Here is a 12787-nt window from a genome sequence, read left to right on the forward strand (position 1 = left end):
GCCACTAGGGGCTACTGGTTTCCTTAGTTCTTCATTTATATTACAACAATGAATATTTGCATTCCGAGTAACTTGAGAATTTTTCATCATCAACAAGGTCGCTGGCAGCACATTTTGGGAAGCTCGTTTTACAATCCGCATGGCGAGCCGCCAGATTTAGAATTTGCTATTCGCAAATACAATATTTCACGCCAAGAGCTTGTAACAGGGCTATTTCGAGCTAGTGATAATAAGGCAGGGTATTGCATCGGGGATCTAAAACAAAAGCAATTTTATTATTGCGGTATCGATGTCAAAGCAGTGCGAGAAAAATTGCGATCGCTTGGAATTGGCAGGGATGACCCGATGGAAAATAGTTTGTGAAAAATTTTTCAGGAGGGCGATCGCATTGTTGATAGATTAATGCGTTGGCGCAGCTCGCCGCAGGCATCGCTATTCTTTTTCGACTAATTCATAGAGAAGCGATCGCACTTTGATATCATTTAACAAATGAGCACAGACACAACTGTTTATCATCCCGATTATTACCGCATCGTTGAGCGCGTCTCTAACGGATGGTTATTTAAAAAAGGCGAATTATTTTACACATCTCTACCATTCGCTGTTGACATGAGCGACCTTGAGCTTCTGTATGGTATTAGCAAGCTTCAAGTTGCTGTTGAACTACGTAAAATAAATGGTGACAAAGCTGGTTATTATTTAGCAGACCTTCGCAATAAAAAATATTACTTTTGTGGAACTGAAGTGGAAGACGTGAGACTCAAATTGCGATCGCTTGGAATTGGTAGGAACGATCCAATGGAAAACGAGTCATGAAAAATTTTTCATGAAGGGGTAATTGGCGTTCCTTTAATGGCTAATTAATTAGACAAAGGTGGACTAACAGCATAACTGTAACCATCGACTTTGTGAATTAATTCATAATACTTGTGTCTCACTGGACTAACTTTGCCTTTACTCGTGACCATTTCAAAAACCCCAGTAGCGCGAACAACTACTCGCCCTACATGCACTCCCGCAAATTTACCAGTAGGGAGAATAGCGCGAACCATGTCACCAGACTGAAAGCCAAAGAATGATTTTTGTCTGGTACGATGCCTGATTGGAAAACCATATTTATTGGTGAAGCACATCTGACGCGTACCCCATCCTTTTGCTGTTATCAGCAATGGTTGAGTAATTAAGACCCGCAATGCCTCCATAACACCAACACAAGCAGCATCTAGCCAATGGGTTTTAGGTAGGTTAAGTCGAGTGCGGTTAAACTTGGTTCTACCTCCAGTACCCACTTCCACGGGCAGTCCAGTCGCTTGCAGTCTGTTGTACAATGCCCATCTAGTCGAATTGACTGCCGCCGCGTCTTTTAACGGTTGCTTTGCCTGTTTTAAAATACACGCTAGCACATCGGGTTGATCTGCCAAAAAATCTTTAACATCTCGGTTCCCTTTGGCTTGATTACAAGCGTGGCAAGCCAGAGTCAGGTTAGAAACGCGATTGCTCCCACCTCGACTTTTGGGGTGAATGTGTTCGATTTCTAGTGAGATATTGCCCGCACCACAATAAGCGCATTTTCTCCCCCACTTTTCTAACAAATACTCGCGCACCTCATAACCAGCAAGCTCACCCTGTTGATATTCAACTCCTGATATTTCTGGATTTTATATTACTTGGGTGTCAAACTTGACCAACTCATGAGACATCCCTTTTATTGGGGCAAGTTTTCTCAATCTCCTTGTCAAAGTCAGAATATTTTCAACTCTAGAGTTGAGACTTGGTGGTAGCCACCCATCAGGACGAGCACGGTTTAGAAATCGGGCTTTGCGGTAGCGAGTATTGCAGCTGCGTCTTCCCCTGCGGATGGCGCGACGTGACTCTAGGTCGTTTTTGATTTGTTGCCCTCTGTGCGTGAGTTCAGCACCCCACACAACCTTGTCATCCTGTACCAGTGCTAGTCCAGTGTTTTAGAACCAGGGTCAACTTTGAGTTGACCCTGGTTCGATTGTTGGTGAGGCATTACTCAGAATCAAAAGAGATTTTTCTAACCGCAAGATTTTTTATATTGACCCCGAAAACGAAGAGCGTGAATACGGGTATTTAGAAGACGTGGTAGACGTAATACGTCGTAAAACCTGTAAAAACAAATCTCCAGAGGAGATATGCGACTGGCTTGATGGGGTTTTAGACGAATACATCGCAGAGGTGGGTACCAGGAAAATCTTAGATGATTCGCACCTTCATAGACTCAGGAGTTTTGATTGTAACTGCACGAGGAGAAGATCCTATTTCTGAAATGGCGATGCAAATTCTCGACTGGGATCTTTGAGAATTTGCGTCAAGTATTTTTTTGAAATTAGAAGTACTTCCTAAGGCAATTTACAATGAGAGAATCGCTGAAGTCCGTTTTATGAAGAACATTTTAATAGCGTCTTACACTGGGCAACAAATCTGCACGAAATTATTCACAATGCTTATCATATAGAGGCCAGCCAATCAGGGCTAGGGGCAATGGATGCGCTTCATATAGCAGCGGCGGTCTCACTTGGTGCAGTAGAATTTATTACTGCTCAGAAGGCTAAAAGTTCCATTCACCGTACTAATAGCATAAGGATTATCTCAATTTCGCCTAATTAATAAAACTTCTAGATTCAATATTAGATGCCATAACAAGAAGCTGCAATAATTTAAAAAATGGAATATAGCTACCTTCATTTGATAAAAAACTTTTCACATTTTTGCAGTTGCTACTTGACTGGGAGCAAGTTTATTCATTAGGCTCACCAACAGGACATCCTAACTTGAAAAATTCTGCGGTTTTCTCTTTACTGCATGTTCTTTGGAGCGAGTAAAATCTTCCGCATGAACTTGGTTTGTCGTACGTTGGACGCATATCCAATTGTTTAACTAAATCAACCAATTGCTGATAATTCATCTAACATTCTAAATCGGAAGGTCATCAGTTCAAATCTGATTGCTGGCTTAAGCCCAAAACCCATAAAACTAAGGGTTTTTGATTTTTTTCTGATACCCCACTCTGATGATTTAGCATATTAAAATTGTGCTAAATTAGCCTGAAATATAGTTAACTGCCAGAGAGATTCAATGCAAATTTAGCTCAATAAAATAGACTCTTGAAGCAGTCAATAGGCGATTGAAAACGCTGAATGTGAGAGAAGTGGTATACTAAAAGGGCGGTCTATGTGTTTGTGGCATGTTTCCCCAAAACATTAGCGCCAATAAGTAGGTTGGCGTAAATAATTATTGTTGGGGTAAGGCAGGGAACAGGGGGAGAAATAGCTTGAGTCTTACTTACTTTTATTCACATAGTTTGGTTTTATTGCACCAACTTACTTAGTTCCTTGGAACTAATATTAATTATCATCAAAATGCAATTATAGCGCTTTATAATTGCGTAAACTAGAGAAAATTTATAGGGTAACACACTTGTACTAACATCCTATATATCTTGCTTGTATATTTCTAACAGATTTGGGATGTAATCATATCCATCTACACCAATAAGTACAATAATTTTAGAACGATGTTGCTGTAATAATTTTTGGAAATCTTCCGTCCCTATTTGTCCCTGTAAAATTGTCAGTAACCCTGCTGGTTGACGCCATTCACGAGAACCAATTTGGTTCAAAAGATACATTCCTAAGCTACCTGTATAGATAGTTTTCTCGACATTTTGTAGATGATAATAACCTTCAGCTAAATAAGCTAAATTCCGTCCTTGAAGATATAAATCACCAGAAAATTGTGCTATTTTAAAACCATCTTCGAGGTATTTAATTGCCGTTTGGTGTTGTCCAATAACTAAATAGGCAATTCCTAAGCTGCTGAAACATAAGGCTTTACTTGGAATATCTCCTAATTTTTCTGACAACTTTAAACCTTGTTCCAAATAGTTAATTGCTGACTCATAAGTTTCTGGTTCTAAGTTTTCCAACTGCTGAGCCTGCATAACTTCGCTGTAACCTAAATTTACCAGCGCGTTTGCTTCCCCTGTTCTATCACCTGCTTGCCGACTCAATATTAATGCTCGTTGACTGTAATTTATTGCTTCGGCATAATTTTGCTGTTGGACGTAGGTACGGCTGAGGTGGTTGAGATTGGCAATTTCACAAGGCCTATCGCCTGCACTCCTCGATATCTCCAACGCTTGCTGATGAAAGTCTACAGAGCGCTGATATTGTCCCAAAGCACGTTGAGAATAACCTAATAGTGTCAAAATCCGCGCTTTTTCTTGGGTTCCCTGCACATATCGCAACGGTTCATCCAAATAATCTAGAGCATTCCGGAGATAACTGCCAGAAAATGAGGCGAAAATGCCACCGTAAAGCGGAAAATATGAACGTTGGGCAAAGGTTCGCAGAATTTGCAGCATAATTTGAGAACAAGCATCGCTATATGCTGCACCAATGGTTTGAAAACCACTTGCTAACTGACTCCAAATTACTGCAAAGGTCAAAAAAGTAGAAATGGACAAATTTGGCCCTGCTTTAACATCGTAAGCTTGTTGGTCAAACCAGTTAATTAAGCCTCGTTGCAAATATTGTAGAATCAACGCCATTTCTACCCAATCTTTAAGGGTGATAGCCCGTTGCTGTTCGGCAAATTGAATTGCAGATTCCTCCATCGCTAAGGTGCGAAACAGTGCTTGGGGTAATTCACTATTAAGTTGCTTCGCCCAACTTGCCCAAGGGCCACGTTCGCCAGGTACACCACCAAATCCCAAAGATTCTCTTTGCTCATACATCCAACTGAGCAAATTGTCTTGGAGGCGTTGCCAAGAAGCTAAACCACGGGTAATACCATCAGAAAATTGTTGTAAATCAGCATCTACCTGGGCAAATTGCTGTAATGATTTTGATAACTGCTGTAATTGGGGCAAATTTAGAGGATACTTTTGATTTGGGTCAATAACACGCACAAATGCTGCCAGACGCTCATTAGGAGAAGCTGTAGTAATTTCTGTAAGGGCTGAGGCGATCGCTTCGGTAGCTTTGTTTTGCTCTTGCCAACGTTGCCATTGAGTTTGAATGGTTTTAATAGCTCTCAAACTTCGAGTCGCTTTCGCTTTTTTGAGTTCGTCTTTTTCGCTATCGACTTGGCCTTGGTGAACATTCAAGCGATCGCTCAAAGCTAGCTCAAACACTTCCCCTGTACCGGAAGTGATACCTTTAACCAGCATTTGATACACCTGTTCCACAGAGCTAATTTTGCCCTTGAGGGTGGTTTCGACAATTTCATCGATTAAGGCAAGATAGCGATCGCGCAATGGCAGAGAGTCTGACACTTTAGCTACTAGGAGTCACGTCAATTCTAATTCTAGTCTGGGAGTGGGGGAGTGAGGGAGATGGAAAGATGGGGAGATGGAAAGATGGGGAGACAAGGGGGGATAAAAGAGATAATTTTTCACCTGTACCTATTGCCTTCTAACTCATAACTCCTCACTAAACACTCCTTTTAATATATAAGTCATCATTTCACCTTTACCTTTAACCTTAATTAAACCTCGTTCTTCTAATAAATATTTATCCTTTAAAAGTTGATAACTTGCTTCACAAACTTGAATACTACCTGCGATACCGTGTGATTCCATTCGACTAGCTATATTGACTGTATCTCCCCAAAGGTCGTAGGCAAACTTTTTCAGACCAATCACTCCTGCTACTACTGGCCCTGTACTAATGCCAATACGAATACAAAAAGATTGATTGTTTGCTGCATTAAACTTATTTACAGCATTTTGCATATCTAACGCCATGTTAGCAATGGCGATCGCATGATTGTTAGATTGATTTGGCAACCCAGCAACGGCCATATATGCATCGCCAATCGTCTTAATTTTTTCGACTCCATGACGTTCTGCTAATTGGTCGAACAAACAAAATATTCTATTTAGTAAATCAACTAATTCCGCAGGAGATGTCCGAGTTGAAAGTTCTGTAAAACCAACAATATCAGCAAATAACACCGTGACTTCATGAAAACTATCAGCAATAGTTGTTGGCTGTTGTTTTAATTGTTCTGCAATCATCTCTGGTAAAATATTTAGTAACAGCCGTTCTGATTTTTGCTGGGCTACCTCCATTGCTTTACGTGCATTAAATTCATTTTTTTGCAAGCGCTCATATAAATAAACAGAAAAAACACAAATTATGCAAGTCCAAAAGAAGTATAATCCTTGTTCAACATAAAAAGCTGATATATTTTTTAATACTGGATTATATAAAATATATAAAATAAAATAACAAATTATTGTTCCGATTTGAGATATTAAATGCATCCACCACTGGACTGGAATAATTGTAGCTTGAGTAAGAAACATCAGTGTCCAAATATTGCTTCTAGGCTCGAGATTATTAAATAGCAACGCTATATCAATTTGGACAACACAAGTTACAGACCAGCATAAACTCAAAAAAATTAAATCAGGATGGCGCTGACCTATAGAAGTTTTACATAAAGCCCAACAAATAAGAATGAATAGTTCTACTATAAAACCAATTTTAAAAGCATATATTTTGCCTTCTATTTGTGAATTTACCCAAAGGAAAAAAGCAATCAAAGTCAAGCCAGAAATCAGCATAATCTGAGCCTGCAATTGCAATCGCTTGAGTAGGAAGCGCTGTCGCTGTTCTTTGTATGATTCGCCAAGGCTATTGCTGATTTGCCAATGGGGCATTCCTTGAGTAATCAGCGCATCTAGTTGAGTTTTGTCAGAGTTATTTGGTTGAATCATGCACTTTTTACGTTATTAGTAATCAAGGGAGTGGGAGTGATGAGGAAGATGAGGGGGATAAGGAAGATGAAGGAGATGGGGAGATGGAAAGATGGGGAGGTGGGGAGGTGGAGAGAAAGTAATTCTTCTTTCCCCTCATCTCCCCATCCCCTTATCCCCTGATCCTCTTCCCCATGCCCAATGCCCGATGCCCCATGCTCAATGCCCAACAATTATGGCTCGTACCCCAACATTAACTTTCGATCGCGGCACACTAATTTTGCATCCACCACCACGCGGCAAAGCTTGGATGGACTATGCTACATGGGATGATAGAGTTGAAAAATTCCGCATTCCGGCAATTAGATACCGATCACTAGTGGAAGCACTACAGGCGGAAGATGTCAACTTTCTCGATGAAGCAAAGGAATTTTATCCTCTAGATTTGGTTTCGAGTCTGGAAATGGAACCATATCCTCACCAGAGTGAAGCCCTAGCTGCTTGGAAACTAGCGGGTAGGCAGGGGGTGGTTGTGCTTCCGACAGCGGCGGGAAAGACTTACTTAGCACAAATGGCCATGCAGTCAACCCCCCGTACGACGCTGATTGTAGTGCCTACTTTGGATTTAATGCATCAGTGGTATGCACATTTGGAGGCGGCTTTCCCGGATGCTGAGGTGGGATTGCTAGGGGGTGGTTCGCGGGATAAAACACCTATTTTAGTCGCAACTTACGATAGTGCGGCAATTCACGCTGAAGCGATAGGAAATCAATATGGTTTGATTGTTTTTGATGAGTGTCATCACTTACCAACAGATTTTAATCGGGTGATTGCTGAATATGCGATCGCACCTTATCGTTTAGGACTTTCTGCTACACCAGAACGTACTGATGGCAAACACGCTGACTTAAATATTCTCATTGGCCAAGAAGTATATCGCAAACGCGCTGAAGATTTGGCGGGGAAGGCGTTAGCAGAACACGAAATTGTGCAAATTAAGGTCAAGTTATCGCAGCAAGAACGAGAAAGATATAACCAATTAATTCAAACTCGCAACGACTTTTTAAAGCAATCTCGCATTTCTTTAGGGAGTCTGCAAGGTTGGCAAATGTTCGTGCAAATGAGTGCTAGATCCCAGGCTGGACGTAGAGCGATGTTAGCGCACCGCGAAGCCAAAGATATTGCTTTGGGTACTGATGGTAAGTTGCGAATTTTAGCTAATTYATTAGCAGAACATTATCCAGCACGAATTTTGATTTTTACTGCTGATAATACTACGGTTTATCGCATTTCTCAAGAGCTACTAATTCCGGCAATTACTCATCAAACTCCGGTGAAAGAACGCCATGAAATATTAACAAAATTTCGTGAGGGTACATATAATACTTTAGTTGCTTCTCATGTGTTAAATGAAGGAGTTGATGTACCTGCGGCTTCTGTAGCAATTATTTTATCGGGAACTGGTTCGGCTAGGGAGTATACTCAGCGTTTGGGGAGGGTTTTAAGGAAGGGAAATATTGAGAATAAGCAGGCGATTTTATATGAGGTAGTGGCTGAAGATACGAGTGAAGAGGCGACTTCGGCGAGGCGACGCGGGGACATGCAGACACAAGAACGCCGGGAGAAGAAAGGGAATTTGCAGGTTGTCTATGGGAGTGGGAAGGGAAGGAGTTTAAAAGCGGCGGAACAGTTAGAAATTAATTATTCAATCCAAAATCCAAAATCTAAAATCCAAAATTCAGCAGATGTTACCGACAGAATTATTGATGCATCGCCAAAACGGAGAGGAGATCATTCCGAAGAGACTGAAGATTGACAATCAAACTTCGGAGTTGGCGATAGAGTTAATTAATTATTTTCAATCAGCAGTAGGGAAAACTCAGGGTGTACTTGAGCGACAACTAACTGATTTTGAAGGAGATTCAACAGATTATCGGGTGAAGCGGGGATTAGCTTATATCCTTAAAAGCAGTTTTTGTACTTTTGAAGTGGTCAGTCCTTTGGAACCACAAATGTTAAGAGAACGGGTATTTTCTCTGGCTGCAAAGTCTGTTTCTAGTCGGGAATCAACACAAGTCACTCTGGGAAAAGTTGCTGATGAGTTAACTCAAGAACTTGAGCGGGAAGTTTTAACGCAACAGGTTCGGAATGGATTATATGCAGATTTATCTGAAAATAAGATTTTGACAGTTTTTGATGCACCAACAGCACCAGATTTATTAAATCGCTATAACTTATCTCAGGTGCAGGGTGTTTTTTATAAAGCCAGTCAGTTGGTGTTAAATGCTCATCGGAATGTGCCAGGAGAATATAAGCTGTTGTTTCGCTATTTAAAGTTGTTTCAATTGATGGCTTATATTGAAGGTGATGCTGACCACGGGTTTACAATTACGATAGACGGCCCGACGAGCTTGTTTAATTCTAGTACGCGATATGGGTTGGCGATCGCTAAACTCATCCCCGCTTTACTTCACGTTACAAAATGGAGTCTTTCTTCGATTCTCCAAACTCGTGATGCTTATACAGATACTTGGAAAACTGGACGTTTTACGCTCAATTCTGAATGTGGTTTGGTATCTCATTATCCACCAGGAAAGCCCTACGATAGTATGCTAGAAGCATCATTCGCTGATAAGTGGGATGCTTTGAAAAGTGGTTGGGCGTTAGAGAGAGAAGTTGATTTGATACCGATTCCCGGTAGTGTAATGATTCCTGATTTTCGCTTAGTGCATCCTGATGGACGTACCTTTTTATTAGAAATTGTTGGTTATTGGCGTCCAGAATATTTACAAAAGAAGTTTTCTCAGGTGCGGCGTGCGGGACGTGATGATTTAATTTTGGCAATTTCTGAGCGACTTAATTTAGAAAAAGCGGGAGTAAAATTAAATGATGTTCCCGCAAGAATTGTTTGGTTTAAAGATAAGTTATTGCCAAAAGCTGTGTTAGCTGTGATGGATTGATAGTGATGCCTAATATTCAAGAACACGTAAACACTCTTTTGACACAATTTGTTCCATCTTATAGATTTCTTCGTTTACAAGAACTTACAATTGATAAAAATCATTCTCTGCAAACAGAAATTAATAGTAGTTCGATTAAGATTCTCAATTGGAATATTGCTAAACAAAACTATAATAAAAATTGGTTAAAAGATTTTTTAAGTATAATCGATAGTTACCAACCAAACTTGATATTTTTACAAGAGTTTTCTCTGAAATTAGAAGCAAACCAATTAGACACTTTGCTGAAAATGAATTGGAATTTTGCTCCTAACTTTGTTGATATTCATCATCAAACCTATTCAGGAATTTTCACAGCAGCTACAATCAGCCCCCTGACAAAAAAAGTTCTGACTACTGCACATCATGAACCAATTGTGAAAACTCCTAAAATTTCTTTAGTTACTGAATATCTGCTATCAGATAAACAGACAACCCTCCTAACAATAAATAGTCATTTAATAAATTTTGTTGATTTAAATAAATTTCAAATCCAACTAAATGAATTAGAGCTAGTATTATCTACACATCGTGGGCCACTCATATTTACAGGAGATTTCAATACTTGGAGTCGAAAAAGAGCAGTTATCCTCAATCAATTAACAACTCAATTGGGATTAACACCAGTAATTTTTGCACCTCATGAGAAGCAGAAAATAAAACGCTTCCTATTCTCACCTCCTTTAGACCACATCTTTTATCGAAATCTGACTCTGAAAAAAGCCAGTGCTAAAGTACTAGACAAAATTTGTTCATCCGATCACAAGCCATTAATGGCAGAATTTACTTATATCAATACTCAAAAAAATTAAGATGCTTGTAGATGGTGGTGTTGTAGCTATTTTTAGCACGGCTACAGTTTTTGTCCATGTTGTAGGAGTTGCACATGCAGCCCATGCAGTCATGAATGTACGTTCTTCCCAAGGGGCGATTGCCTGGAGCATTTCTCTAATTACCTTTCCCTGGCTAGCTATTCCGTTGTATTGGATTTTAGGAAGAACTAAATTTCATGGATATGCTGAAACACTGCGCTCAGTTTATGCACAACACTACAAGCTTATTCAGCCGATTTATAGTGAACTGATTAAATTTCAGGTTACACCACCTGATAATCTAGGCAAGTTGCAACCATTAGCGGAGGCTTTTACAGACATTTCTTTCACATCAGGCAATGCTGCTGAATTATTGATTAATGGTCAGCAAACCTATGAAGCAATGCTGAAAAAGATTGCGTCGGCAAAAAATTATATTTTGTTCCAATTCTATACTGTTAACGATGACCAAGCAGGTAATCAGTTTAAAGAAGCATTAATTGCTAAAGCTAAGCAAGGAATAAATATCTATTTTCTCTACGATGAAATTGGTTCCAAGAAACTATCTCGCCCTTATATCGAGTCTTTAAAACAGCATGGAATTGCAGTAAGTGCATTTAATACTACCCAAGGTCAGGGTAATCGGCTGCAATATAATTTTCGCAATCATCGGAAAATTCTGGTAGTGGATGGAGAAATAGCATTTATCGGGGGACTGAATATTGGTGACGAATATTTAGGAAAAAATCCTCGTTTGAGTCCCTGGCGCGACACCCACATGATGCTTGAAGGCCCGACTGTACAAAGTGTACAAAACTCCTTTGTGCGAGATTGGTATTGGGCAACTCGAAAACTTCTCGAAGTTAATTGGGACGTAAAAATTAATCAAGAAACTAATCAAACTGCATTTATTCTTCCTACAGGCCCGGCAGATTCGCTACCAGCTTGTAAGCTTTTTTTCGTGGAATTAATTAATCAAGCTCAAACTCATCTCTGGATTGCTAGTCCATACTTTGTGCCGGATGAGGCAACATTGTCAGCCTTAAAACTAGCAGCAATGCGAGGTGTAGATGTGCGAATTCTCTTACCAAATCGACCCGATCATTTATTTGTTTATTTATGTTCTTTCTCTTATTACACCGAAATGGAAAAAATCGGTATCAAGCTGTATCGTTATAAAAATGGGTTTATGCATCAGAAAATTATAGTTGTTGATGAGAATTTAGCAGGGGTAGGAACTGTAAACTTAGATAGTCGCTCTTTTTCTCTTAACTTTGAAGTTATGGGGTTTATTACCGAGCCTCAGTTTGTCCAAAGTGTGAAAAAAATGTTAGAGGATGATTTAGCTGTCTGTGTTGCTGTGGATCTTAATGAGTATGATAAAAAACCTTTTTGGTTCAAGTTAGCTGTGAGAGTTTCTCGATTGCTGACTCCTTTACTTTAATTACTAATAATTGTCTTTACCTCTAATATCGTGAAACTTCCATATCTGCTAAAAACTTCTCTACAATCTCATTCACCGACTCCAAATATTTTTGCGTTCCCAATATTCGGCAACTCTTTTTTCCCACTGCTCCCAATAATCTTTTATCAACGCTGATTCAAACCAAAATACCTCGGCTGGCATTTCTGGAATTGCTACTACTAACAAAGCATGATTTAGCTGAATGCCATAATCTCGATAATAGTTGTTAATTGCTCCAATGTATGCTGTAAGTTGCAGTGGATGTTCGTATAAATGCTCAATTGAACCTTTAGGTTTGTCTGCTGTTTTCCACTCGCAAATACAAGGGATGCCTTGATAACTGGCAATACAATCAACTTTGCCAGAATAGCTCAAATCGTAATGAAAAACTGAGCCTTCTACGAGTCTCACTGTGTCGATTTCTTCTAAAACTGGCTTAATACTTTCCCAGTAAGGGCGACTGGCTTCGGGACAAACAGGATTTTGCCCCAGCAGGTAGCGCTCAATTTGTTTGTGTGTTTGGGTTCCCCGACGACTGGCGTTTGTAGATATGCGGGTGGCTTCTTCTGTACCTACACGCGCTTTCCAATTTAATAATCTGTCTCTATCTTCTTGAGGTTTGGTGACATTAAGTATTGTGGTGACGCTAGGGAAGCGGTTTCCCTTGGCATCTACATAATATTGTTTACCATTTTCTCTCAGGGATTTACTATTAATTCGAGGTAGCAGTTGGGTGTCAAATTGCATCAGTCAATTATAAGTGTTTGACCGTAAGATTTACTGT

The 12787-nt window shown here is 39.9% G+C and carries 11 protein-coding genes; 6 read left to right on the forward strand and 5 right to left on the reverse strand.

The window, feature by feature from the left end; translation table 11 throughout:
• Window positions 1-48 precede the first annotated feature (48 nt).
• Both FCR06_RS21675 and FCR06_RS21680 read left to right on the forward strand, forming a co-directional pair.
• Complete coding sequence (locus FCR06_RS21675; protein ID WP_138503406.1) at window positions 49-363, forward strand: hypothetical protein; 315 nt, start codon at window positions 49-51, stop codon at window positions 361-363.
• Between the two features lie 126 nt (window positions 364-489).
• Window positions 490-816, forward strand: coding sequence for a hypothetical protein (locus FCR06_RS21680; RefSeq protein WP_138503408.1), 327 nt, complete (start codon window positions 490-492; stop codon window positions 814-816).
• Between the two features lie 44 nt (window positions 817-860).
• Here FCR06_RS21680 and iscB read toward each other — a convergent pair whose 3' ends face one another.
• The 4 genes from iscB to FCR06_RS21700 all read right to left on the reverse strand — a co-directional run bounded on the left by iscB (window position 861) and on the right by FCR06_RS21700 (window position 6748).
• On the reverse strand, window positions 861-1604 hold the full coding sequence (gene iscB / locus FCR06_RS21685; protein ID WP_262984695.1) for an RNA-guided endonuclease IscB: 744 nt from the start codon (window positions 1602-1604) through the stop codon (window positions 861-863).
• A gap of 54 nt (window positions 1605-1658) precedes the next feature.
• The gene (locus tag FCR06_RS33700) at window positions 1659-1925 is read right to left on the reverse strand and encodes an RRXRR domain-containing protein (RefSeq protein WP_262984696.1); all 267 of its coding nucleotides are present in this window, start codon (window positions 1923-1925) and stop codon (window positions 1659-1661) included.
• A gap of 1529 nt (window positions 1926-3454) precedes the next feature.
• Window positions 3455-5299, reverse strand: coding sequence for a tetratricopeptide repeat protein (locus tag FCR06_RS21695; RefSeq protein ID WP_138503410.1), 1845 nt, complete (start codon window positions 5297-5299; stop codon window positions 3455-3457).
• 144 nt (window positions 5300-5443) lie between these two features.
• The gene (locus FCR06_RS21700; RefSeq protein ID WP_138503412.1) at window positions 5444-6748 is read right to left on the reverse strand and encodes an adenylate cyclase; all 1305 of its coding nucleotides are present in this window, start codon (window positions 6746-6748) and stop codon (window positions 5444-5446) included.
• 214 nt (window positions 6749-6962) lie between these two features.
• On the opposite strand from FCR06_RS21700, the gene FCR06_RS21705 reads away from it, so the two are divergent.
• Genes FCR06_RS21705 through cls form a run of 4 tightly spaced genes read left to right on the forward strand, consistent with a single transcriptional unit; the run spans window position 6963 to window position 11982 of the window.
• On the forward strand, window positions 6963-8543 hold the full coding sequence (locus FCR06_RS21705; protein ID WP_138503493.1) for a DEAD/DEAH box helicase: 1581 nt from the start codon (window positions 6963-6965) through the stop codon (window positions 8541-8543).
• Window positions 8473-9687: a DUF790 family protein gene (locus FCR06_RS21710; protein WP_138503414.1), complete on the forward strand. Its 1215-nt coding sequence runs from the start codon at window positions 8473-8475 to the stop codon at window positions 9685-9687. The genes FCR06_RS21705 and FCR06_RS21710 overlap by 71 nt, the downstream gene beginning before the upstream one ends.
• Before the next feature lie 5 nt (window positions 9688-9692).
• Entirely contained in the window at window positions 9693-10538 is an 846-nt protein-coding gene (locus tag FCR06_RS21715) for an endonuclease/exonuclease/phosphatase family protein (RefSeq protein ID WP_138503416.1), read from the forward strand.
• A gap of 1 nt (window position 10539) precedes the next feature.
• Window positions 10540-11982, forward strand: a complete 1443-nt coding sequence (gene cls, locus FCR06_RS21720; protein WP_138503418.1) for a cardiolipin synthase — start codon at window positions 10540-10542, stop codon at window positions 11980-11982.
• A 72-nt stretch (window positions 11983-12054) separates the two neighbouring features.
• Here cls and FCR06_RS21725 read toward each other — a convergent pair whose 3' ends face one another.
• Window positions 12055-12750: a PD-(D/E)XK nuclease family protein gene (locus tag FCR06_RS21725; protein ID WP_138503419.1), complete on the reverse strand. Its 696-nt coding sequence runs from the start codon at window positions 12748-12750 to the stop codon at window positions 12055-12057.
• Window positions 12751-12787 lie beyond the last annotated feature (37 nt).

The organism is Nostoc sp. PA-18-2419, assembly GCF_005869855.1.
Taxonomy (GTDB): domain Bacteria; phylum Cyanobacteriota; class Cyanobacteriia; order Cyanobacteriales; family Nostocaceae; genus Nostoc.

Excerpts from the sequence above, each read along its gene's own strand:
- FCR06_RS21715 (WP_138503416.1), top strand. The coding sequence starts at position 9,693 with ATGCCTAATATTCAAGAACACGTAAACACTCTTTTGACACAATTTGTT.
- FCR06_RS21725 (WP_138503419.1), bottom strand. The coding sequence starts at position 12,750 with ATGCAATTTGACACCCAACTGCTACCTCGAATTAATAGTAAATCCCTG.
- cls (WP_138503418.1), top strand. The coding sequence starts at position 10,540 with ATGCTTGTAGATGGTGGTGTTGTAGCTATTTTTAGCACGGCTACAGTT.
- FCR06_RS21710 (WP_138503414.1), top strand. The coding sequence starts at position 8,473 with ATGTTACCGACAGAATTATTGATGCATCGCCAAAACGGAGAGGAGATC.
- FCR06_RS21700 (WP_138503412.1), bottom strand. The coding sequence starts at position 6,748 with ATGATTCAACCAAATAACTCTGACAAAACTCAACTAGATGCGCTGATT.
- FCR06_RS21675 (WP_138503406.1), top strand. The coding sequence starts at position 49 with ATGAATATTTGCATTCCGAGTAACTTGAGAATTTTTCATCATCAACAA.
- FCR06_RS21680 (WP_138503408.1), top strand. The coding sequence starts at position 490 with ATGAGCACAGACACAACTGTTTATCATCCCGATTATTACCGCATCGTT.